This window comes from Thermosynechococcus sp. (assembly GCF_046299655.1).
In the GTDB taxonomy this organism is placed as follows: domain Bacteria; phylum Cyanobacteriota; class Cyanobacteriia; order Thermosynechococcales; family Thermosynechococcaceae; genus Thermosynechococcus.
Genome location: NZ_JBKBHZ010000001.1, coordinates 78,944 through 101,440, shown reverse-complemented (window position 1 = coordinate 101,440; position 22,497 = coordinate 78,944). Strand labels below are relative to the sequence as shown.

The window sequence follows — 22,497 nt, the reverse complement described above, 5'->3', positions numbered from 1 at the left end:
TATGGCACGGTTGCGGGAAGCGATCAATTGGCTCCTAGTGGCGGATACCTTCTTTGTCCTTGCGAGTTTTGGCTGGTTTGTGGTTGCCCTTGTGGGGCGCTCCTTGGAGATACCCCTTGGCTTTGATCTCTGGATCAGCCTCTGGGAACCCCTCTTCATGCCAGCCATTGGTGTATTGATGGCAGCCGCACTGATTAATGGTGCCCTCAGCTATGTGCAAAACCGCTGGCTGCTGCGCTCTGTGGGCAGTGACTTGCGATCGCGAGACTAATTCCTAAACTTGCTCTGCTTCCACATCTACGGTCGTAGTGAGGTTGGGCGATCGCCGGCTTTTCACCCGCTCCACCAGCAATTGTGTTAGCTCACTGGCAAGGATCACCATGACCGTGACATCATCCAACTGACCAAGGATCGGCACCAGATCCGGTGAAATATCCAAAGGACTGAGCAGATAAATCAAGCTCGCGGCAATAATCAACCAGCGATACTTGGGATGCCGCAACAGATTCCGATACCAGTTGTAGAAGCTGCTCATGGAGTATCAACCTTAAACCCTGCTCCCATTCTGGCATGGGGACTCAATCGCCCTAGGTGGGGAAAACCGTCCGCGGCTAATCTGTGACTAATCAAAGTAAAAGAGCGTCACCACCTTATGCTGTTCTTCCGCCAGTTCACAGGTTTGCAGCAGTGTGTGGCTGTCGTGGAAAGCAAAGCAAATCAGTTGCTGGCAGCGGGAAACAATTTCCTGATTGCACAGGGAGCTGGCCTCTGCGAGGGGGAGGTGATCGTTTTCGGGTTTTTCCACCAAGTGCATCACCTTATCCAGTTGTTGGCGGGACTCGCGGGGCTGACGCTCGAGACTCTGGGGCAAGATTACCGTCAGCAAATTGGGATCTGCTCGCATGGCTCCCCGAATCGCCGCCGCATTGGTTCCAACGGCACCTGAGGTCATCAAGCGGTTACCGGCCAGCACAAGGGCATAGCTCATCATTTCAATGAGATGCTGATGGGTAATCGGGACATGACGCGAGCCAAGAAGCGCAATCCGCTTGGGACCAGAGTCCTGGATTGTTGCTAATTCTTGCAAAAACTCATCAATTTGGGGAGAGTCAATACCCGGAAGATTAGTCGCCTGCGTCAAGAGAGTGTCTCATGTGCTACGGAACGACGCCATTTTAGCATTTTGCCCTTGAATTTATGTAGATCAGGTTACCAACTACCTAAGTTACCTCCCCAAGGAAGGTCCACCCCCATCATTACTGCGGCTCACGTAACCCTCATCAGGCACAGCCCAAGTGACATCCTCGCGACGCTCACCCTAGCAGGTAGAGCGCGGGCTTCCCTTCCCTGCGGTGGGGCTTTCCTGCTTCATTGGGGCTTCCAAGCAACCTTCCTCTCCAGGCAGTACCACCGATCTTCTAACAGATTTATATCTTCTGTTAAAACCGATAGATAGCATGTGACCCCCTTGATCGACGCAGGGAGTCCATGTATCGCTCCCCAAACCCCTCAAAAGTTAAAGATTATTCTTTCTGACAGATGATTAAGGCAGAAACTTATCTTAGAGCACTAGAAAAATTGACAGGGTTGGCAGATCGCCTGTGCCAATAGTTGCCGATACTCGCGATCGCTGACAACATATGCCCCAAAGCGCTCAAGATGGGGATTTTGCAGTTGGGCATCAAAGAGCAGAAAGCCGCGACGCCGCAGATGCTCCACCAGTTTCACCATCGCCACCTTCGAGCCATCGGGGATGCGATAGAACATGGACTCACCAATAAATGCGCCACCAATAACAATACCGAGAATCCCCCCTGCGAGTTCATCGCCCTGCCACGTTTCAAAACTCACCGCCCAACCCGTGGCGTAAAGCAGATGGTACACCTCCTTGAGACGGGGCGTTATCCACGTACTGGGGCGATCGGCACACCCCTCAACCAGGGCAGCAAAGTCGCGGTTAATCGCCACTTGAAAGCGATTTTGATTGAGTACCCGCCGCAAAGATTTCGGGTAGCGAAACCGCTCATCAAGGGGAATCAATGCCCGCTGGCGGCTGGTGTACCAGCTCAGGCGATCGCCCTCCCCCATGAGAAAGTAGCCTTTGGCGTAGCCGCTATTAATAAAGGTATCCCGTACCCACTCAACCTCAGAAATCTCCATGCTGATAATCTGAACAATAGACACTTCGCATTGACTCTAGTGTTGCCTATGCTACTGTCATCCTCGGCTGTCATGACAACCATTTGCCGTTACTGGCGCTGGTGTGTAGCACTGCTATTGGCACTCCTGTGGATTCTGCTGACCCCCATGGGAGCGATCGCCGAAGATTACACAAAAGAAGCCCTGATCAATATGGATTTTTCCGGGCGGGATCTGCGGGGGTCGGAATTCACAAAAGCCAACCTTTTCCACAGTAACCTCAGCCACACCAATCTGCAGGGGGTGAGCTTCTTTGGCGCCAATATGGAAACGGCTAACCTTGAAGGTGCCGATTTACGCTACGCCACATTGGACACGGCACGGCTGACCAAGGCCAATCTCACCAATGCCATCCTTGAAGGTGCCTTTGCCTTTAATACCAACTTTGACGACGCCATTATCACCGGCGCCGACTTTACGGATGTCGAACTGCGGGAAGACGCCCAACGCAAGCTCTGCAAGGTTGCCAGTGGCACCAATCCTGTGACGGGACGCAAGACGTGGGAGACGCTCCACTGTGAAGACTTTGCGTCCTAATCTGTCTTCATTGGCTCAGGGGAAGGATGATCCCCAAAGGGTACGCTTTGCGATCGCCCATGGCGGGAATTCTGATAAAGTATTACAAAAGTTAAGATTTATGACTAGAGTTTTTCATGAACGTTTTTATTGTTGGCGGTACAGGTACCTTAGGGCGGCAAATTGTGCGCCGTGCGCTCGATGAAGGGTATCATGTCTACTGTTTTGTCCGCAGTCCAGCCAAGGCAAGTTTTTTGCGGGAATGGGGCGCCACCATTCTTCAGGGAAACCTCTGTGCTGCCGACAGTATTCTTGAGGCATTGCAGTACGCCAAAGCCTCGGTGGTCATTGATGCCTCCGCCACTCGCCCCACCGATACCCTAACCATCGAAGCAGTGGATTGGCAAGGCAAAGTCAACTTGATTCAGGCTGCCCAAGCTGCTGATATTGAACACCTGATCTTTTTCTCGATTATGGGAGCACAGGACTATCCCCATGTGCCCCTGATGCAAATTAAACACTGTACTGAAGACTTCTTGCGTGAATCAGGACTAAACTACACGATCCTGCGTCCCTGTGGCTTCTTTCAGGGCTTAATTGGCCAATATGCGATCCCGATTCTCGAAAATCAATCCATTTGGGTTTTGGGAGAGTCCACCGCCATTGCCTACATGGATACCCAGGATGTGGCTAAATTTGCCGTGCGTGCCATTGACCGACCCGCCACCTACGGCAAAACCTTTGACCTCGCGGGCACCCGTGCTTGGACAGCGGATGAAATTATTAAGCTATGTGAAAATCTCTCAGGACAGGAGGCGAAAATTACCCGCCTGCCCATTGGGGTTTTACGAGCGGCACGGCAAGTCACCCAGTGGTTTCAGTGGACATGGAACATTAGCGATCGCCTAGCCTTTACGGAAGTGATTGCCAGTGGTCGTGTCTTTGATGCCCCGATGGAAGAGGTCTATCGCACCTTTGACCTTGATCCTAGCGAAACTCTCACCCTTGAAGCCTACTTGCAGGACTATTTCACCCGAATTCTGCGTAAACTCAAAGAATTGGACTACGAAAAAGCCAAACAAAAAAAATCTGGACGCAAAAAACGCAGTCCCTTTAAGTCCACCCCCTAGGAGTTGCTGTGAAGGCGGGGATCATCTACAACGAAGGCAAACCCCTCGCGGTCGAATTGGCCCATCATGTCCGCCAAATGTTAGAACTTCAGGGCTGGGAAGTACACATGGCCACGGGGATGGGTGGCATTCTTGGCTATTCTCGTCCCGATAGTCCCGTCTGCCATACCCCCATTGATCAACTGGTGCCCCCCGGCTTTGATGCTTCAATGGCCTTTGCGGTTGTGCTCGGCGGCGATGGTACCGTGCTTTCTGCCTTTCGCCAGTTGGCTCCCTGTGAGATTCCCCTGCTCACCATCAACACCGGGCACTTGGGTTTTCTTACCGAGGGCTATGTGGCTGATCTGGAACCTGCCCTTGATCAAGTCCTGCGCGGGGACTACACGATTGAAGATCGCACGATGCTCACGGTGCAAGTCCTGCGAGATCAAACCGTCATTTGGGAAGCCCTCTCCCTCAATGAAATGGTGATCCATAAAGAACCCCTCACGGGAATGTGTCATTTTGAAGTGGATGTGGGTGCCCATGCCCGTGTTGATATTGCTGCTGATGGTCTCATTCTTTCCACCCCCACCGGTTCGACCGCCTATGCCCTCTCTGCGGGCGGTCCAGTCATTACCCCTGGTGTGGCGGCTTTGCAATTGGTGCCCATTTGTCCCCACTCCTTGGCTTCCCGTGCTCTGGTCTTTGCCAACAGTGAACCCGTGTGGATCTATCCAGCGAACCCCTTCAAGCATCTGATTCTGGTAGTAGATGGCAATGCGGGCTGCTACATTCAGCCAGAGGATCAAGTCTTTGTGCAGAAAGCTCCCTACCGTGCCCGCTTCATTCGCCTGCGTGCTCCAGAATTCTTCCATGTATTGCAACAAAAATTGGGCTGGGGACTCCCCCATGTCGCCAAGCCCCGCCCTAAGAACCCTCCCAATTCCTAGGACAATACGACCTCAACCCAACAGCCAATGACCTCAGCAGCGGAACGAATTCAGCAACTGCGACATCTACTTCAGCGGGCAAGCTACGCCTACTATGTCCTTGATCAGCCCATCATGGAAGATGAGGTCTATGACCAACTCTATCGCGAACTCCAGGCACTAGAAGCCGCTCATCCTGAGTACATCACCCCCGACAGTCCCACGCAGCGGGTGGGGGAAGCTCCCGCCAGCCAGTTTGAGAGTGTCCGCCATCGCATTCCCCTCTACAGCCTTGAAAATGCCTTCACCTTTGCCGATATGGTGGCATGGCAGGAACGCTGGCAGCGCTATTGGCGTAACCTACAGCAAGGGGAACCCCTCCCCCCCACGGAATACCTCTGTGAACTGAAAATGGACGGCGTGGCCCTAGCTCTCACCTACGAGAACGGTTTACTGGTGCGGGGGGCGACGCGCGGCGATGGCCAACGCGGTGAGGACATTACTAACAATGTGCGTACAATTCGCACGATTCCCCTGCGGCTAGCTGTAGAGCATCCTCCCCCTGTGGTTGAAGTGCGGGGCGAAGCCTTTTTGCCCTTGGCGCGATTTCATCAACTCAACCAAGAACGTCAAGCCCAAGGGGAGACGCCCTTTGCCAATCCCCGCAATGCCGCAGCGGGTACCCTGCGTCAATTGGATCCCCGCATTGTTGCTCAACGCCAACTGGACTTCTTTGCCTATGCGCTGCACTTACCAGAAGGGGGCATTGTTCCCCTCGGTGAGGGTCAGGCGGCTGAACCTCAATCGCAGCGGCAAGTCCTCAATGCCCTGCAACGCCTTGGCTTTCGCGTCAATCCCCACAATGCCGACTGCCCTGATCTCGAAGCGGTGAAAGCCTACTACGACCACTGGCAAACGGCGCGTCACCAGCTTCCCTATCTCACCGATGGCATTGTGGTCAAGATCAACGATTTAACGCTGCAACAGACCCTTGGGTTTACGCAAAAATTTCCCCGCGGTTGTATTGCCTGGAAGTATGAGCCGGAGCAGGCGATTACGCAAGTGGTGGCAATTACGGTGCAGGTGGGACGCACTGGAGTGCTCACCCCCGTGGCGGAACTGGTGCCGGTGCAATTAGCGGGTACGACAGTGTCGCGGGCAACGCTACACAATGCAGACTATATTGCCCAACTGGATTTGCACATGGGCGATAAGGTGGTGATCCACAAGGCCGGCGAAATCATTCCAGAGATTGTGCGCGTCTTTCGCGAATTGCGCCCAGCCACGGCTCGCCCCTTTACCATGCCGACCACTTGCCCAGAATGTCATCAGCCGGTGGTGCGTGCCGCTAACGAAGCGGTGAGTCGCTGTGTCAATCCCCACTGTCCGGCGATCGTGCGTGGCCAGATTCTCCACTGGGCAAGTCGGGATGCTCTGGATATTCAAGGTTTAGGAGAAAAGCTGGTTCAGCAATTGGTGGCCAAGGAATTGGTGCGCACGCCAGCGGATCTCTATCGCCTTAAAGCAGACCACCTCTTGAGTCTTGAACGCATGGGTCAAAAGTCAGCAGATAAGCTGTTGCAAGCCATTGCGGACTCGAAAAACCAACCCTGGCCACAGGTGCTCTATGGTCTTGGCATCCGCCATGTGGGGGGTGTCAATGCCCAAGCACTTGCCCGTCACTTCAAGTCGGTGGAAGAACTCACCGCTGCCAGCGTTGCCGATCTGTGCGCTGTCCCAGGGATTGGGGAGGAAATTGCCCAAGCCGTTCACGAGTGGTTCCAAGACCCAGCGCACCAAGCCCTCATTGCGGATCTCAAAGCTTTGGGGCTACACCTTGCAGCAGAACTTCCCCCTGCGTCAGCGGTCAGACAATCCCTTGCGGGCAAACGCTTTGTGATTACAGGCACCCTGCCCAGTCTCAGCCGCGAAGCGGCCAAAACGCTGATCCAACAGCATGGCGGTCAAGTGAGTGAGAGTGTCAGTCGGCAAACGGATTATCTGGTGGCGGGTGAGAAACCAGGGAGTAAATTGCGGCGTGCTCAGGAATTGGGCATTCCTTGCATTAATGAAACGGAGCTTATAGAAATGTGTCGTTAAACTAAGGAGTGGCGGCAGGGTAGCGGCACAACTCTTAGAAATCCTTTACCTTAAAGGTATAGTGTAGTCGTTGCCGCTCAGGGTAAAAGCGCCAGAAAAGGAGAGTTGCCAGCCTATGGTTTCTGCTGCACAAGCTCAGTCAAAGGGGAGTCCCGATGCCACGGCTTTGGCTCAAAGCTACCGACACCGGCTACACCAAGTCCATCCAAGGCGCACGAATCACTATAGCCTGCGGGACTATCTCCAATTTGATAACCAACGCGGAGACATTACAGACTGGTACAATCAGCGGGTAACCCTCGTAACAGAAGACTTTGTCATCGGTTTAGTAGAAGGGCTGGAAGAAGAAGTGGGTCCAGCTTCTGCTCTCGTCATGTACAGAATTGGTGAAGAGTGGGGCAAGCGGGATGCAGTGGTCTTCAAGCAACACTTTGAGCAGGAGTACCAGCGCGAGCTACGCAAGAGTGCTTTGACATTTCTCCTTGAGGCGTGGTGGTGGCCCTTTACAACCTTAGGCTGGGGCAACTGGGAAGTGGATCTCACAGAGCAAAAGAATGGTTTTATGTTCATCAATATCTTTGACTCCGTGGTGGCACGCACCTTGGGGGATGTGGGTAAGCCAGTCTGCTACATCTACGCGGGTCTTTTTGCGGGTTTCTTTACGGGTTTAATTCAAAAACCCTTGGCTTGTATTGAGTTACAGTGCTATGCCATGGGGGAAACCTACTGCAAGTTTCTCGTCGGTAAACAGGATCGCATTGATGCGGCTGCCTTCTGGCAAAACGAGGGTGCCACAGCGCGGGATATTGAAAAACGCCTGCGCCAAGGGGAGTTGGTGAAACGATAAGCCACAGGTGAGTGTGTTCATTTACTTTCTAGGGAGGGTTGCCCTATGTTCCGTCAGTTGAATCACTTAACCGTTGTTGCCGATGGTCGCTATGCTCGTCCTGAGGAATTAAACTTTTTGCGGGACTATCTGGCCTCGGTAGAGACGCGCATTAGTGCTTATGAGAAAATCCGCGCTGAAGCGGAAATGATGGCGGATAACATTCAAGCCCTGCAAAAGGCAGAAAATCCCCGCTGTTTTCATTTCATCAATGGCGATCGCTCGGAAATCTGCCGTCGTGACTTGGTGGATACCATTCGCCTATGTGCCTCGGCAATGCTCTTTTCTGAGCTAGATTTGCTGCGGGATAACTTCCTGCTGTGGTATCGCACCATTGTCAAATCCTTTAACTATGAGGCATCCTCCTCCTCCACCTATGGCAAGTACCTGCCGAACATGATGCAGCAACTGCTCACCCTCGAAGAACAGCAGGTGATGCAGCCGGTTCTTGCCCTCGGCAACTCGATTTTGTCAGAATAGAGTTGTGGTAGGGTAGGACTTATGCTGCGTCAGCTAGAAAAACTCAGTCTTGAAGCCGATGGTCGCTATGCCAGCGCCAAGGAACTAGAATTTTTCAAAAATTATCTAGCGGCAGCGGAGCAGCGCATTAGTGCCTACGAAAAAATCCGCGATGCTGAAGAGAAAATCCTTGATCAGGTGGAGCAGCAACTGCGCGCCAAAAGTCCCCACATTTTCCGCAAGGGCAATCAGGATTATTCGGCGGTGTGTCGGCGCGATCGCAAGCATGTGCTACGCCTAGCGGCAGCCGCGATGTTATTTGCGGATTTGGATGCCCTGCGGGAGGGCTTCTTGCTGTGGTACCGCACGATCATTAAGGCCTTCAGGGACGAGAAGGTGGCGCAAGTGACGTACCAAGTCCTACCCCAAGCAGTCAATCAAGTGCTATCAGGCGAGGAAGCACCGTTAATGCAGCCTGTGATGGCACTGACGCAGTCCATCCTAGGGGAATAGACTAGTTCAACTGAGCAGTGTGGCAAAAATGCGCTAGCCTAGAAGCACCGATTGCATGGGGAAATTGAATTTATCCCTCCTGCGATCGCCTTTGGCGTACCACTGGTATTCGCCGCTATAGTATTACTAAGATTCATTGGGATACACAAAGGCATGACCATATCGGCGCAATTGCTGCAACGGGCAGATTTGATCGGTACACAGGTAATTACCCGTGATACTGGTCGGAAGTTAGGCGTCATTAATCAGGTTTGGGTCGATATTGACCAGCGGCAAGTGGTGGCCTTGGGGGTACGCAATACCCTCTTTACCGGCGAGCAACGCTACATTCTTCTCGACAGTATTCGCCAAATTGGCGATGTCATTCTCGTTGAGCATGATGATGATGTCACTGAGGCTCTCAATACCTACAACTACAGCACGCTGATTGATAGTGAAATAGTCACCGAAACCGGCGAAGTGCTGGGTAGGGTACGGGGCTTCAAGTTTGATCCCGAAACGGGCGACATTACAGATTTGATTTTGGCTTCCATTGGCTTGCCTTGGATTCCGGCTCAACTGATTAGCACCTACGAGTTGCCCATTGAGGAAATTGTCAGCACGGGGCCTGATCGCATTATTGTCTTTGAAGGGGCAGAAACCCGCCTGCGGCAATTAACAGTGGGTCTCTTAGAACGGGTCGGCTTGGGGGCACCCCCTTGGGAAAGCGACGAGGACGAGTACTATCAACCCATTACACCGAGCAGTAATCAATTGCCCTCTGGGACGCGATCGCCCGTCTATCCCCCCCAACGCAGCCGCAGTGATTACGAAGCCGATTGGGAAACCGCTCCCCGTCGTCGTCGCCAACCCGAGTATGTGGAGTATGAGGAGGAGGAGTATGAGTACGAAGAGCGTCCCCGCTCGCGTCAAGTCAAACCCCCTGCTCAAGCCATGCCCATAGAACTGCCGGAATCGGAACCTACGGCCGATCCTTGGGAAGAACCACAACCCATTCGCCTTGAGCAGCGGCAAAAGCAAGAGGAATACGATCACGAATAGTCTGGAATAGTTTACGATGGCCTATACCCCACTGGCCACGGTACTTCAGCAATGGCAGCAGGCTCCGGAGTGGCAGCAGCCGCAGCAGTTCTTGCGTCTCTTGGAGCATTGGCCAAAGCTGGTGGGGGCAATTGTAGCAGAGCACACTGTGCCGTTGGAACTGACAGGTCAAGGGGTTTTGCTAGTGGCCGTTGCCAGTAGTAGTTGGGCACATCATCTGATGTTCTCGCGATCGCCCCTGATGGCTAAAATTCAGCAGACCCTAGGCATTCCTCTCAGTGATATTCGCTTTTCCCATCGGGATTGGCGCTCCCAACGCTCGGCGATCGCGCCCCATGACCCTTTGCCGAAAGTGGGTGATCTGCCCAAAGTCCCTCCTGCAGCCACTCCCCAAGAGGCCTTTCAAAGATGGCAAGCCCAAGTGCGCCAGCGATCGCGGGACTATCCCCTCTGCCCCCGCTGTCAGTGCCCTACGCCAATCAAGGAGTTGGAGCGCTGGGGAGTCTGTGGGCTGTGTTCTACGCGAGCCGTCTAGATACCAGAGCCGTTGAGAAACTCTTCAATGGGGCGATCGCTGAGGCGGCAGGCTTCGCCTTGGGAGAGTTGAGGATCTCCTTGAACAAGAACAGGTACTTTTTCCTGCTGTTGCAGCGCTTGCACTTGTTTTTCTAGAAGTTCAATGCGATCCAAGAGATAGCGAATTGCTTCGGCCTCAGAGTCAGGGAGTTGACCATGTTCCAAGGGAGCAATTTTGGCGCCAGCACGATAGACAATCCGCCCGGGAATCCCCACCACCGTGCAATCTGAGGGCACATCTCGTAAGACCACAGACCCTGCGCCAATGCGGACATTGTCACCAATCGTCAGATTGCCTAACACTTTTGCGCCAGCGCCCACAACCACATTTTCACCGAGGGTGGGGTGGCGCTTTCCTGTTTCCTTGCCCGTACCGCCGAGGGTCACCCCCTGATAGATCAAGCAGTAATCCCCAACAATGGCCGTCTCACCAATGACGACTCCCATGCCGTGATCAATGAAAACGCCCTTGCCAATCGTGGCACCGGGGTGAATTTCAATTCCCGTCAGCAGGCGGGCAATGTGGGAAATAAAGCGGGGAATAAAGGGAACGCGCCGCCGCCAAAGCCAGTGGCTCAAGCGATGCAGAAGGAGGGCTTGAAAGCCGGGATAGCAAAAAATGACCTCTAACCAGTTGCGGGCAGCGGGATCCCGCTCAAAGATAATTTGGAAATCTGCTTTGAGGGTGCTGAGCACACGCGGCTCCTTGGCAGTGATGCAACCTAAACTGCAGTTTTGATCTTAGCGGATGAGACCTCAGGAAGCCACTAGGGGTGGGAGCTGGGCGCGGCGACGGCGCTGGAGGCCATATTCAAGGGCTTCGGCAACCGCTTGGTAAGAGGCTTCAATGATGTTGGCCGAGACCCCCACTGTGGTCCAGCGATCGCGCCCATTACTGGATTCCACCAGTACCCGTGTTTTCGCCGCCGTGCCGGCATGGCCATCTAAAATCCGCACCTTGTAGTCCGTCAGGTGAAACTCGGCAATCTCTGGATAGAAAGACATTAAGGCCTTACGCAGCGCCTGATCCAAGGCAGAGACGGGGCCATTGCCCTCCGCCGCCGTGAGCATCTCCTCACCATTCACTTCCACTTTGACCGTGGCCAGAGACTGGCTGCGAATCGTGGCCTCCAGTTGGCGTGAATCCGTGCGGCAAAAAACATCAAAGCCCTTGAGGGTAAAGGGTCGCTGGCGTTGTCCTAGGATCTCCTGAATCAGCAGTTCAAAGCTGGCCTCTGCCGCTTCAAATTGATAGCCTTCGCTTTCGAGATGCTTAATCCGCTCCAAAATTGTTCGACTCAGGGGATGCTGTCGATCCAACGCAAAGCCAAGTTCACTGGTTTTCGCCAAAATATTGCTGATGCCCGCCTGCTCAGAAATAATAATCCGCCGTTGATTGCCCACCAAATGCGGCTCAATATGCTCATAGGTACGAGGGTTGCGCTGCACAGCACTGACATGGATGCCCCCCTTATGGGCAAAGGCGGATAGACCCACATAGGGCGCGTGATCATCGGGGGCAAGGTTGACAATTTCACTCACATGGCGGCTGACTTCCGTTAGTGTCGCTAACTGCTCTGGGGTGACACAGTCATAGCCGAGTTTCAATTGCAGATTGGGAATCAGCGTACACAGATTGGCATTGCCGCAGCGCTCGCCATAGCCATTGATGGTTCCCTGCACCATCCGCACACCGCTTTGCACCGCTGCCAGAGCATTGGCCACTGCCGTCCCCGCATCATTGTGGGTGTGGATCCCTAGGCAATCAAGGCCGCCAAAGTGCGCCATCACCTCTTTCACTACCGCCTGAATTTGATGGGGTAAGCAACCGCCATTGGTATCGCACAAAACCAGCCATTCTGCTCCAGCCGCCAACGCCGTTTCAAGGGTTTGGAGGGCATACTCTGGATTGGCAAGGTAGCCATCAAACCAATGCTCAGCATCGTAAATCACCCGCCGTCCTTGAGATTTGAGGAACTCAATGGAGTCGGCAATCATGGCGCAGTTTTCCGCCAATGTGGTCTTCAGACCCTCTATGACATGGAGATCCCAAGATTTACCGAAGAGGGTCACCCAGCGAGTACCGGCGGCTAGGATCGGCTCAAACATTGGCTCTTCTGCGGCCTTACGGCCAGGGCGGCGCGTGGCACAAAAGGCAACAATTTCTGCCTGTTGGAGGGGTGTCTCCTGCAACTGCCAAAAAAACTGTACATCCTTGGGATTGGCCCCTGGCCACCCTCCCTCAATAAAGGGAATCCCTAGGCGATCCAGTTGGCGGGCAATCCGCAGTTTATCTTCAAGGGAGAGGGAGAGACCTTCCCGCTGGGCGCCATCGCGGAGGGTGGTATCGTATAGCCAAATTTTCACCGTGCTGACTCTCCCTTGGGACACTCGTAGTCATTGGCGTAGGCTTGCAGTAGAGAGCTGACTTGGGTAAAGACCTCTTTGCCGGAGGTTTTGCCAATGGCCGATCGCTCTGGATGAAATTGTGGCCGCGCCATGCTGTGGTTAATGGCCTCTTGCACTTGGGCACGGATTAAATCCATGAGTTCCTCTTCAGCCCGCTGGCGTTGGTACTGCGCCCCCTCTTCGGTTGTGGCATAGAGTGGGGGGAGGCGGTTGAGGGCATAAGCAGCAATATCTCCCAAATCAAGTGCGCACTCTTGCTCCGCTTCAATGGCAGCGATACGGGTAATTGCCTCGGTAAGCACCAGTTCTTCCATGACGTTAATAAATTGTTTGCGGGGGACAGCCACCACTTGCCCCGTCAACAGGGCACCCATGAGACGATCCAACGCCATGTAGTCTTCCACGGAGAGTTCTGTGGCTTTGTCGCAAATGCGTCCTACTTCTGCTTCTTGTGTTGGCGTTAGATAGCCATTGCGCAGGGCTTGTTCAACAATCTCTTGAATCCCCATAGATGTTTCCGCTGTAATTGGTGTAGGGGCACTCCCCCACTCAAACTTTAGTATATGAGAATATATGAGTTTAGTATATGCTGAGGAACTGCCAAGGATAGGGACGGTCTTGGATTGGATGTAGCCCGTATTTTAGAAAAAGGTGGCAACGATAAGATAACGACAAGAACTTTTGCAAAGAACTGCCAAATCCTATGTAGCCTTCATACCTGTATAGCCAAGTTGTAAAATTGTCGTAGGAAATAATTAAAGGTTAGCATTCGCCTACATCTTTCTCATTTCTTCTCCTTTTGCAGCCTATGGTTGTTTGGTTGTTATCTTTTTTACATACGGTAGAGCCATTACTAGTACCAATTTGTTTCTGTTTTGCTTGGCTGCTGCTGGTAATCATGGCGTGGAATGTGTGGCAATTCACAGAGGAGGGGTTGGCGATCGCCCGCCGCTTACATCAAATTCCTTGTTCGCGCTGTCGTTTCTTTTCCGGAGACTATCGCCTCAAGTGTTCACTACATCCCGACTGGGCAGCGACTGAAGCCGCCATTCAATGTCCCGACTATCATTTTGAATGAAGTACCGAGAGACCGAATTTATTCCTACAGGGAGTTGCAAGAGGGATCACCTTGCTATCACAGTATCCACAATTGGTCATCTCCACAGAGGCCAGCACCTATATTGTCCCTCTTCCCGAAAGCAGTTCATGGGTGATTGGTCGGGGCAAAGACTGCACAATTGTTTTGGCGGATCGCTGGGCATCCCGTCGCCATGCTATGATCCAGCGTCTGAATAATGATGATTATTATCTCATTGATTTGGGGAGTCGCAATGGCTGTGTGCTGAATGGTCAAATGATTCAGGTGCCAACGCTTCTCAAAACCGGCGATCGCTTTATTATCGGCAAAACAACCCTTGAATTTCGCAGCGATAAGGCGGTTTCCACGACACCGTCGGCGACGCCTAGGACCCTGCAGCCCACTGTTCTCCTCATTCAACCCCCCGGCATTCAGGTACAAATTTGGCAAGAACTGCTGCGCAGTCAAGGGCTAGAAGTTATTGTAGAGTCAGGGCAAATCAATAGCCGCCGCATTATTAGTGATGTGGTTACCGTGATGCAGCGCAAGCCTGATCTCGTCCTCCTTGACTCCCAACTGGAAACCCCGGATATTGGCAACCTCTTGAATTGGATCAAGGCCACCTATCCCCAGCTGCGCAGTTTCATCATTGACCGCTACGACAATCATATTTCGCCAATGCAGCGACAATGGGCAGTACACCATGGCGCAATGGATTGGCTCCCTGCCCTGCCGGATGAAAATCTCACCATGTTGGGGGCAGAAATTGCGGCTCAACTGCGGCGCATTCTCAAGGCCTTGGGGCGCAGCAAACTAGAGCAAGAGAAGCTCGCAGTCGCCCTTTTGAATCTGCAATTGGCGACCAATGATGATTTGCCCTCCCAGTTGCTCAGTGAGTACGTGAATCGTCCGCCATCTCCTCCCCAATAGTTGGCAGTTGATCCACCTGAAAATACTGGTGAAAGCGCTCTGTGACTTCAAGGATATAGGAGCGACGCTGGCTATCCCGCCGTCGCTGAATCAGCCCAAGGGTGAGCAGTTCCTGAATGTGTTGATAGGCACTGGAACCCCGCAGTTCAATTACCTCTGATTGGCGAATTGGCCCCCGAAAAGCAATCAGGGCCAATGTCCGCTGTGCCGCGACCCCCAATTCAACGGGAACAAGGGACTGCACCAGTTCTTGAAAGGCGGGCTTGAGTTGCAGGCTGTATTTATCATCAATTTGGACAATTTCAAGGGCGGTTTGGCGATGGGCGTAGTCGTTGAGTAGCTCAATCAGGGCCAGTTCAATACTCTCAGGGGTAGTGCCGGCGAGGGTTGCTAGTTCAGCCAAGGTCAAAGGCTGGGCCTTGAGATATAAAATGGCCTCCACCCGCATTGTTAATTCACGTAGGTCATTGCTCCCTTGCATAGGCTATTGCCAGCGGAATAGAGCAGCTCCCCACGTTAGACCAGCACCAAAGCCCGCAGTGGCAATTAAGTCTCCGGGTTGAATATGCCCCTGTTGAATCGGTTCACTTAGGGCAAGGGGAATCGAGGCGGCGGAGGTATTGCCACACTGACCCACATTGCTAATCACTTTCTCCTGAGGAATCCCCAAACGCTCAGCCACAGCATCAAGGATGCGTTGATTTGCTTGATGCAACACTAGCCAGTCAATGTCTTCAACCGTACACCCCGCGCGGTGCAGGGCTTTCTCAATGACCTCGGGAACTTGGGTGACGGCAAAGCGATAAACTTCCCGCCCATTCATGGCAATGGGGGCAAACCCCCCTTGGGCGATCGCGAGATTGTCCCCTAAAGTGTGGGGCGTTCCCGTAAACGCAAGGGTGAGGTGCTCATTGAGGCGACCATCACTGCGCAATTCAAAGCTCAGGAGCTGATCGACGTCAGTGGCTTGCAAAACCATTGCACCGGCGCCATCACCAAAGAGAATGCAGGTGCGGCGATCGCCCCAATCTACCCAGCGGGAGAGAATATCCCCCCCGATAACTAAGGCATTGCGGTAGGCACCCGTGCGCAAATACTGGGCCGCCGTCACCAAGGCAAAGAGAAAGCCAGAACAGGCCGCCGTGAGGTCAAAGGCCACGGCATTAAGCGCGCCAATGCGAGTTTGCACCAAGCAGGCGGTGCCAAAGAGATCATCGGGCGTCGAGGTGGCCAAGATAATTAAATCTAGGGCTGTGGGGTCTAGCTCAGCCATCTGTAGGGCAGCCTGCGCCGCTTCGCTGGCCAAATCCACAAGGCGCTGCTCTGGAGCTGCCAGGTGCCGTTGTTGAATCCCCGTACGGGATTGAATCCACTCATCAGAAGTATCCACAAGGGCGCTGAGGTGGGCATTGGTTAGGCATTGACAGGGGGTTACCGCACCCACGCCGCTAAATTTAACGCCCTGCACAGTCACTCAGCCTGATCCTCAACGGCAACGGCCTGCTGGTAACAGGCCTGAATCCGCTCGGAAACGCGATGATCCACGGCTTCCTTGGCTAAACGAATGGCATTAAAAATCGAAGGCGCTTGGGAACTGCCGTGGCTAATGATACAGATGCCATCCACCCCCAAAAGCAGACCACCCCCATGTTCCGCATGATCAATGCGCTGCTTAATTTTGCGCAGATTGGGACGCAGCAGCGCCGTACCCAGTTGCCCCCGCCAACCCCGCGGTAGCTCTTCGCGGAGAATTTGGACGAGGACACTCCCCAAGGATTCGGCAAATTTGAGCAGAACGTTGCCGACAAAACCATCGCACACGATAACATCAAATTGCCCGGAGAGGACATCGCGGCCTTCGGCATTGCCCAAAAAGGAGATTTGGCGATTTTGCCGCAGGAGTTGATGCGCTTTTAGAGCCAGGTCATTCCCTTTGCAGTCCTCTTCCCCAATGTTGAGCAAGCCCACCTTGGGATTTTCAACCTCCAAAACGTACTGGCTGTAAATCGAACCCATGACCGCAAATTGCTCAAGGTATTTGGGGCGGCAGTCCACATTGGCACCGACATCGAGCACCAGAACGGATTTGCCGGGGATGAGGGTCGGCAGGACGGCACCAATGGCGGGGCGATCGATCCCCGGCAGGCGCCCTAAACGCAGTAGTGCCGCGGCCATGGCTGCCCCGGAGTGACCCGCAGAAACCACTGCATCGGCTGCCCCTGCTTTGACCAGATCCATGGCCACATTAATCGAGGCCTTGGGTTTCTTTTTTAAGGCGGTCAGGGGTTCTTCCCCCATTGCCACCACATCAGGGGCTGCCACAATTTGTGGTTTGGCTGTGGGGGCATGTTCATTGAGGTAGCGCTGAATAGGAATGGGATCTCCCACAAGAAAAATATCGGCATCTAGTTCTTCACTGGCTCTGAGGGCACCGGCAACAATCTCATCGGGAGCATAGTCCCCCCCCATGGCATCCACTGCGATCCGTGCGCGCGTCATCGGCTGAACTCTTACGCGAAAATCCTAGAAAATTTTACCAGATGACAGTCCTTTTCCTATGAATGGCGGGCATTGAACCCTCTGGCGGTCCGTTGAGACCCCACTGACTTTCTAGGGATGGAACCCCAGATCGGTGCCTGTGCCATTGTGGACATGGGCAAGTTGTTCGTACTTGCGGGCATGCTGGCGCAAATCGGCGGCTTCAGCGTCACTCACTGTCCGTACTACTTTGGCGGGAATGCCCACTACTAGGGAGCGCGGCGGAACCTCCTTGCTGACCACTGCCCCCGCACCGACAATGCTGCCCGCCCCCACCCGAACGCCATTGAGAATCACAGCACCAATGCCAATTAAGCAGCCGTCTTCAACGGTTGCCCCATGGATAACCGCGCGATGCCCGACGGTGACCTCCTCACCAAGGATCGTGGGTTGCCCCGGATCGCCATGGAGGATGGCACCATCTTGAACATTGGTGTGGGCACCAATCTCAATGTATTCGACATCACCGCGCAAAACGGCACCATACCAAATGCTACAGCCCTCACCGAGACGCACATCCCCAACAAGGGTGGCATTGGGAGCAATAAAGGCAGCGCGATCGCTGGCAACGGGGGGCCAAAAGGCGCTAGGGGCAGTGATTACCATGGTTTATTCCAAGGAGCAAATCTCTAAACGACAGGTTCCAAACACAGCCTATGGATTGGGAGTCTGCGGGGTTGTCGGTACCGCTGAGGGCGTGACCGCTTCCGGCGTGGGGGGCAGAGCTTCTTCTCTGGGGGGACGCCGTTCGGGCACAGGTAGGTGGAAAAAGACTGCCGCCATGACGGCTAAGCTGACAGCACCAATGCCCAAGGGCATGAGTTGTTTGCGCAAAGGCACCGCAGGGGCGATCGCCCGCCGCGGTAGGGAATGGAATGTGGGGATGAGCGTAGGCAGCGTTTGGCTATCACTACAGAGTTGATCCAGTGCCTCGATTAGGTCTGCCAGTTGCAACCAGGTGAGCTGGACTTCTAGCGTTTCCTCTGCTGCATTGTTGGCGGCTGAATTCTCCTCTGGGGACGCCTGCAGCAGCTTGCGGGGAATGCGCAGGCAGACTTGATTGGTGGCCTCGATCTCAACCTGAATTGGGTACTGGGGCGATCGCCGCAGCTTGACACCACTCAACCACGTTTGCGCTGCCGCTGGCACACTATTGAGCAAAGCGACAAGAAATTCTTTACCCCCTTTGATCCGTTGATTCTGACCAGTAATTTCCCACTCGCAAAGGGTAACAATATCCAATTGCTCTGCGCCGGCTTGACCAGTGAGTCCTTCAATGCGCAGTGTGCAATTGGGCAATGAGTACTGGCGTTGCAGCAGCATTAACTCACTTCCCCATCAAATAAACTAAACCAAAGGCGTTCCATGCCCTTTGTGCCAGCACAGAGCAGCAGTTGTGCCAACAGCTTCAGACCCAACTCGTTGAGGGCTTGGTGATTTTTGTAGAGAAAAAGGCTCGATCGCTGCAGGTTCATCCGTTTACGAAAATGGCGGCGAAAGCGATCCAAATAGTCCGCCAATGGCGCATAGGTTTCCGGGGGCAAATTTTGCGCCTGCAATTGATCAAGCACCAAGAGTAAATGCCGTAGGATGGCCGTCTGCCGCCGCGCCACTTGCACCACCACTGCGGTGAGTGCTTTGGTTTCCGCCAAGGGCAAGGGGGTGCGCTGCGTAATTTGGCGAAAAGGATTGGTACAGCGAATTTGCCAAAATACGACCCGATTGGGGATCATCACTTGCAGTTGCAGATCCCGCAGCACTTGCAACATCAACTCAGAGGCATGCAGATCAACGCACTCTAGGGCAAGCAACAATAAGTCTAATTGCCAACGTGCCCGCCGCGGGCACACACTCACCCCTTGGGGATTGGGGAGCGCTGCCAACATCGGGGGTAATAGCTCAACTTCAGGGGATTCGATTGTTGCTGGCATTGAGTTTGCCGCTTCCATAGGCTCTAGAATGCTCACTATACAGCAATGATGACTGGACTCATGTTGAAATAGGCCTAGATAATCTTAGCCGTTTCTCCGATGACGACTCTCCCTTATTCTTATGTTGCCCACTGGGCTAATTTTTTTGAAAAGCAGGCTAGACTTGAGGGAAACCAGATGATTGTGAGGTTGCAATGAGTCAAGAGATTCCCCCCCCAGAGGCCTATGTGGTGCTTGGACTGGCTCATTGTTTCGTGCAGGTGGAGGGAAAACTTCAGCCCGTAGAGGTGATTGAGCCGATTCCCTCAGCAGCTTTGGAAGCCTTGTTCCACGGTTTACCCACTTCTTACAGTGAAGCCCGTGCCCTTCCCTATGGGACTGCCCAAGATCCGCAGCAGGTGCAGCAGCACTTTCCCCCAACTGCCCATCTGTGTGATGACTATGGCGATCGCCTAGCAGCAGCGGCACGCACCTACATTGCCCGTCCCCAAAGTACTCGTCATATTCCCCTCGGCGAAACCTATCGCAACTTTAACACCTCCACAGAACGCAAGCGGGTACTCAACTCCACGCGCATTGTTACTGCTGCCGACAATGTCAAACAACACGCCTATACCCACCAAGTTCTTTAACGAGTTGTCCTGATTCACTAGAGGAATGATCATGGTCAGTGAAGTGCAGCCTGCTCCCGCCGCATCCCTTGATGCGCCGCCAGAAAATCTAGTTGAGATTATTGAAACGGTAATTGCTAGTCTCCACCAAGGGGACACTCCCCTCGTTGGCCAAACGGACAGTGGCAAAATTTGGATGTTTCGCTATGGCAGTGCCGAGGTCTTTGTGCAGTTGGGCGGCCAGACAGAGGAGGACTTTCTTACCATTTGGTCGCCGGTACTGCCTTTGCCTGTAAGGGATGAACTGGGACTCTATCATAAGCTCCTGACATTAAACTGGCTCAACACCCTCGAGGCACACTTTGCCATTGCTGAAGACCAAGTCCAAGTCGTTGCCACTCGCACCCTAGGGGGGATTACTGCGGGTGAAATTTCCCGCTTAATTACGATCGTGGCGACACTAGCCGATGAATACGATGACGCCTTCAGGGCGGAGTTTAAGGGCTAATCAGGGCTTTCATATCCCGTACGGCTTGCACCATACCCACAAGCACAGCGCGGCTAATAATCGTGTGGCCAATATTGAGTTCTTCAATGCCTTCTAGGCGGGCGATCGCGCCAACATTGGTGTAGGTCAACCCATGACCCGCATTCACCCGCAATCCTAGAGCTTTCGCCTGCTGTACCCCCTGAGCTAAAATCGCCAATTCCTGCTGTTGCGCCGCTTCCCCCTTGGCTTCGGCATAGCGACCGGTATGCAGTTCAATAAATTGAGCCGTGGTTTTGGCGGCAGCCGCCACTTGAGCAGGATCTGCATCAATGAATAAGCTCACGGGAATTCCTGCTCCTTGCAGCGTTTGCACGACTTGAGTCAAGGATTCCTGCTGGCCGACCACATCTAGCCCCCCTTCGGTGGTGACTTCTTCACGCCGCTCAGGCACTAGTGTCACGTAATCTGGACGAATATCAAGGGCGATCGCCACCATTTCAGAGGTGGCAGCCATCTCTAGGTTCAAGTGGGTGCGTACCGTTTGCCGCAGCAGGCGCACATCCCGCTCTTGAATATGGCGGCGATCTTCGCGCAGATGCACCGTAATGCCATCGGCGCCCCCCAATTCTGCCAAAACGGCAGCGGCTACAGGATCCGGTTCAACCGTGCGCCGCGCTTGCCGAATCGTTGCCACATGATCAATGTTGACCCCCAAGGTGGGCATGACTATTCCCCCAGTACAGTCATCAATTCAGGTTATGCATCATACAACAGAGCGTCATAGAAAGGCACAGAACAGAAAAAATACCCCCTTGCCTTGGAGAGCCTAGGCAAAACCTTGCGTAACTACGATTAGAACTCGGTTTTCTGTACGACCACCTCCTTCAAGGGACGTTCTAGCTGGATTCAGCGTCCGAGCTTATTAGGAATCCCCTCACAGCCACCGGGAATCGTTTCACGGGAACGGCTGCCACTCCAAGCACAGCAATAGTAGCGCTGTTCTTCCGAGAGGTTCTTGACATTGGTAAAGTTGACATCCTCGAGCACTGCCCCCGTTTGTGCCCCCGTGCGAAAGTTGGGAGGGTTTAGGCGATCGCGGGGACTGGCCTGCTCGACTGTGCCGTAAAAGAAGCGAACACGACTAAGATCCGCATTGGTGAAATCTGCCCCCTGCAAAATTGCCCCCGCTAGATTGGCTCGTGTCAAATTACAGTTGCGAAAGAGCGTTCCCGTGAGATTGGCATCACTCAATTCTGTCCAGCGCAGATCCGTACCACTGAGATCAGCACCCGCCAGCATACTGCCAAGGTTGATCACCCGAACGCCGTATTCAATGTCTTCTTCGTATCCCCCTAAGCCATCAAAAATGGGGCGACCCAGCCGGCGATCGCGCTTTAGAGGTGAAAGTAACTTTGCCCCTGATAAAAAGCGGATGATTTTAGCCTTGCCCTCGGCATCCAGTCCCCCCAAGATGGCGGCGGTGCGTCCCTCAGCGATCGCCCGCTCCGGCGGCCAGTCCTCCAGTAATCCCTCATCGTCAAGAATGAGATCGGCAATGCCTTGGAAATAACTGTCAATCGTTTGCTGTTGGGTAATGCGGTTTTGCTGCGTCGTCAAATCCCGCGAGATCACGTACTGTCGCCAAGCCACATAGGCCGCCAAGAGTGCCACCAAAATTTGCCCCAAGGCACCGAAGCCCTCAGCCAGTGCCCCCACCGCCTCCCAATTCGTGCCTTGCAACCGTGCCCAAATCCAGTCCATCGCGCCAGTCATGGCAACAAGCGCTACCCCTGCGAGGCTCAGCCCTAGGAAGGCCAAAATGAATTGCCGTTGCTGTGTCGTCAGATCCTCTGTAAACCAGTGGTAGGTGAAAGTCCACACCGAGGGAAAACTCAGTGCCCCCAACGCTAGGGCAGCCACCACACCCACCCCATCCCAATCGAGTGCCCAAGCTACCAAAACTGTGACCATGGCGATCGGCATCAACACCGAACGCAAGGACTGCCAACCCGTGCGCCAACGATTACGAGCTGCTAACACTTTACTGAGACGCAGAGCAGCCGCCGTTTGGTTTTCACGGAGGGTCGTTTTGTCTTCGCCCATCAGATTTGGCCTTAAAGGAGTTAAACCTGATCATACAGACCTTTTCCCAAGGGGAGGACAGAGCCAAAATGGCAAA

28 protein-coding genes are annotated in these 22,497 nt (G+C 53.8%); 14 read left to right on the top strand and 14 right to left on the bottom strand.

The window, feature by feature from the left end; all coding sequences use genetic code 11:
- The first annotated feature begins 1 nt into the window (after position 1).
- Positions 2-271 (top strand): hypothetical protein, encoded by a 270-nt coding sequence (locus ACK4HN_RS00595; RefSeq protein WP_409869265.1) that lies wholly within the window; start codon positions 2-4, stop codon positions 269-271.
- 3 nt (positions 272-274) lie between these two features.
- Here the strand turns inward: ACK4HN_RS00595 and ACK4HN_RS00590 are convergent, their stop codons facing one another.
- From ACK4HN_RS00590 to aat, 3 genes are all read right to left on the bottom strand, one after another.
- Positions 275-535, bottom strand: a complete 261-nt coding sequence (locus ACK4HN_RS00590) for a YkvA family protein (RefSeq protein WP_409877083.1) — start codon at positions 533-535, stop codon at positions 275-277.
- A gap of 87 nt (positions 536-622) precedes the next feature.
- Positions 623-1,141: a DNA recombination-mediator protein A gene (locus ACK4HN_RS00585; RefSeq protein ID WP_298612787.1), complete on the bottom strand. Its 519-nt coding sequence runs from the start codon at positions 1,139-1,141 to the stop codon at positions 623-625.
- A 428-nt stretch (positions 1,142-1,569) separates the two neighbouring features.
- Positions 1,570-2,160 carry a leucyl/phenylalanyl-tRNA--protein transferase gene (gene aat, locus ACK4HN_RS00580; RefSeq protein WP_409869267.1) on the bottom strand — a complete coding sequence of 197 codons (591 nt, stop codon included), beginning with the start codon at positions 2,158-2,160 and terminating at the stop codon, positions 1,570-1,572.
- 48 nt (positions 2,161-2,208) lie between these two features.
- Here aat and ACK4HN_RS00575 point away from each other — a divergent pair, with 48 nt between their 5' ends.
- The 9 genes from ACK4HN_RS00575 (at position 2,209) to ACK4HN_RS00535 (ending at position 10,290) form a co-directional block, all read left to right on the top strand.
- Entirely contained in the window at positions 2,209-2,736 is a 528-nt protein-coding gene (locus tag ACK4HN_RS00575; RefSeq protein WP_409877082.1) for a pentapeptide repeat-containing protein, read from the top strand.
- A gap of 116 nt (positions 2,737-2,852) precedes the next feature.
- Positions 2,853-3,845, top strand: coding sequence for an NAD(P)H-binding protein (locus ACK4HN_RS00570; protein WP_409869269.1), 993 nt, complete (start codon positions 2,853-2,855; stop codon positions 3,843-3,845).
- Between the two features lie 8 nt (positions 3,846-3,853).
- Entirely contained in the window at positions 3,854-4,777 is a 924-nt protein-coding gene (locus tag ACK4HN_RS00565; RefSeq protein WP_409869270.1) for an NAD(+) kinase, read from the top strand.
- 27 nt (positions 4,778-4,804) lie between these two features.
- Positions 4,805-6,856: an NAD-dependent DNA ligase LigA gene (ligA, locus tag ACK4HN_RS00560; protein WP_409877081.1), complete on the top strand. Its 2,052-nt coding sequence runs from the start codon at positions 4,805-4,807 to the stop codon at positions 6,854-6,856.
- Positions 6,857-6,971: 115 nt separating this feature from the next.
- On the top strand, positions 6,972-7,703 hold the full coding sequence (locus tag ACK4HN_RS00555; protein ID WP_409877080.1) for a V4R domain-containing protein: 732 nt from the start codon (positions 6,972-6,974) through the stop codon (positions 7,701-7,703).
- Positions 7,704-7,748: 45 nt separating this feature from the next.
- A complete protein-coding gene (locus ACK4HN_RS00550) occupies positions 7,749-8,222 on the top strand; it encodes an allophycocyanin (protein WP_409877079.1) in 474 nt (157 codons plus the stop codon).
- A 21-nt stretch (positions 8,223-8,243) separates the two neighbouring features.
- Entirely contained in the window at positions 8,244-8,714 is a 471-nt protein-coding gene (locus tag ACK4HN_RS00545; protein WP_409877078.1) for an allophycocyanin, read from the top strand.
- Between the two features lie 153 nt (positions 8,715-8,867).
- Complete coding sequence (locus ACK4HN_RS00540) at positions 8,868-9,755, top strand: PRC-barrel domain-containing protein (RefSeq protein ID WP_409877076.1); 888 nt, start codon at positions 8,868-8,870, stop codon at positions 9,753-9,755.
- Between the two features lie 16 nt (positions 9,756-9,771).
- On the top strand, positions 9,772-10,290 hold the full coding sequence (locus ACK4HN_RS00535; RefSeq protein ID WP_409870362.1) for a DUF721 domain-containing protein: 519 nt from the start codon (positions 9,772-9,774) through the stop codon (positions 10,288-10,290).
- Here the strand turns inward: ACK4HN_RS00535 and cysE are convergent.
- The 3 genes from cysE to ACK4HN_RS00520 are packed head-to-tail and all read right to left on the bottom strand — an operon-like array spanning position 10,287 to position 13,249.
- Positions 10,287-11,048, bottom strand: a complete 762-nt coding sequence (gene cysE / locus ACK4HN_RS00530; protein WP_409870370.1) for a serine O-acetyltransferase — start codon at positions 11,046-11,048, stop codon at positions 10,287-10,289. The two genes, ACK4HN_RS00535 and cysE, sit on opposite strands and share 4 nt — an antisense overlap.
- A gap of 39 nt (positions 11,049-11,087) precedes the next feature.
- Positions 11,088-12,698 (bottom strand): citramalate synthase, encoded by a 1,611-nt coding sequence (gene cimA, locus ACK4HN_RS00525; RefSeq protein WP_409851435.1) that lies wholly within the window; start codon positions 12,696-12,698, stop codon positions 11,088-11,090.
- Positions 12,695-13,249, bottom strand: coding sequence for a late competence development ComFB family protein (locus ACK4HN_RS00520; RefSeq protein ID WP_409870364.1), 555 nt, complete (start codon positions 13,247-13,249; stop codon positions 12,695-12,697). The genes cimA and ACK4HN_RS00520 overlap by 4 nt, the downstream gene beginning before the upstream one ends.
- 389 nt (positions 13,250-13,638) lie before the next feature.
- On the opposite strand from ACK4HN_RS00520, the gene ACK4HN_RS00515 reads away from it, so the two are divergent.
- Both ACK4HN_RS00515 and ACK4HN_RS00510 read left to right on the top strand, forming a co-directional pair.
- A complete protein-coding gene (locus ACK4HN_RS00515) occupies positions 13,639-13,818 on the top strand; it encodes a hypothetical protein (protein ID WP_409877075.1) in 180 nt (59 codons plus the stop codon).
- Positions 13,819-13,869: 51 nt separating this feature from the next.
- The gene (locus ACK4HN_RS00510) at positions 13,870-14,748 is read left to right on the top strand and encodes an FHA domain-containing protein (RefSeq protein WP_409877074.1); all 879 of its coding nucleotides are present in this window, start codon (positions 13,870-13,872) and stop codon (positions 14,746-14,748) included.
- On the opposite strand, the gene scpB is transcribed toward ACK4HN_RS00510, so the two are convergent.
- From scpB to ACK4HN_RS00480, 6 genes are all read right to left on the bottom strand, one after another.
- Positions 14,708-15,229 (bottom strand): SMC-Scp complex subunit ScpB, encoded by a 522-nt coding sequence (gene scpB, locus ACK4HN_RS00505; protein WP_409877073.1) that lies wholly within the window; start codon positions 15,227-15,229, stop codon positions 14,708-14,710. The genes ACK4HN_RS00510 and scpB overlap by 41 nt on opposite strands.
- Before the next feature lie 3 nt (positions 15,230-15,232).
- Complete coding sequence (locus ACK4HN_RS00500; RefSeq protein WP_409870281.1) at positions 15,233-16,222, bottom strand: beta-ketoacyl-ACP synthase III; 990 nt, start codon at positions 16,220-16,222, stop codon at positions 15,233-15,235.
- Positions 16,219-17,247 carry a phosphate acyltransferase PlsX gene (plsX, locus tag ACK4HN_RS00495; RefSeq protein WP_409870279.1) on the bottom strand — a complete coding sequence of 343 codons (1,029 nt, stop codon included), beginning with the start codon at positions 17,245-17,247 and terminating at the stop codon, positions 16,219-16,221. Before plsX ends, ACK4HN_RS00500 begins: the two co-directional genes overlap by 4 nt.
- A 111-nt stretch (positions 17,248-17,358) precedes the next feature.
- The gene (locus ACK4HN_RS00490) at positions 17,359-17,892 is read right to left on the bottom strand and encodes a gamma carbonic anhydrase family protein (protein WP_409870277.1); all 534 of its coding nucleotides are present in this window, start codon (positions 17,890-17,892) and stop codon (positions 17,359-17,361) included.
- 48 nt (positions 17,893-17,940) lie between these two features.
- Complete coding sequence (locus ACK4HN_RS00485; protein ID WP_409870275.1) at positions 17,941-18,609, bottom strand: DUF4335 domain-containing protein; 669 nt, start codon at positions 18,607-18,609, stop codon at positions 17,941-17,943.
- On the bottom strand, positions 18,609-19,217 hold the full coding sequence (locus tag ACK4HN_RS00480) for a DUF3038 domain-containing protein (RefSeq protein WP_409851411.1): 609 nt from the start codon (positions 19,215-19,217) through the stop codon (positions 18,609-18,611). The genes ACK4HN_RS00485 and ACK4HN_RS00480 overlap by 1 nt, the downstream gene beginning before the upstream one ends.
- Before the next feature lie 194 nt (positions 19,218-19,411).
- Between ACK4HN_RS00480 and ACK4HN_RS00475 the strand changes: the two genes are divergently transcribed.
- A complete protein-coding gene (locus tag ACK4HN_RS00475) occupies positions 19,412-19,849 on the top strand; it encodes a hypothetical protein (RefSeq protein ID WP_409870273.1) in 438 nt (145 codons plus the stop codon).
- 31 nt (positions 19,850-19,880) lie between these two features.
- The gene (locus ACK4HN_RS00470) at positions 19,881-20,336 is read left to right on the top strand and encodes a YbjN domain-containing protein (RefSeq protein ID WP_409870272.1); all 456 of its coding nucleotides are present in this window, start codon (positions 19,881-19,883) and stop codon (positions 20,334-20,336) included.
- On the opposite strand, the gene ACK4HN_RS00465 is transcribed toward ACK4HN_RS00470, so the two are convergent.
- Together ACK4HN_RS00465 and ACK4HN_RS00460 are read right to left on the bottom strand one after the other, a co-directional pair.
- Positions 20,326-21,042: a pyridoxine 5'-phosphate synthase gene (locus tag ACK4HN_RS00465; protein ID WP_409870270.1), complete on the bottom strand. Its 717-nt coding sequence runs from the start codon at positions 21,040-21,042 to the stop codon at positions 20,326-20,328. The genes ACK4HN_RS00470 and ACK4HN_RS00465 overlap by 11 nt on opposite strands.
- Before the next feature lie 182 nt (positions 21,043-21,224).
- The gene (locus ACK4HN_RS00460) at positions 21,225-22,421 is read right to left on the bottom strand and encodes a pentapeptide repeat-containing protein (protein WP_409877071.1); all 1,197 of its coding nucleotides are present in this window, start codon (positions 22,419-22,421) and stop codon (positions 21,225-21,227) included.
- Positions 22,422-22,497: the final 76 nt, after the last annotated feature.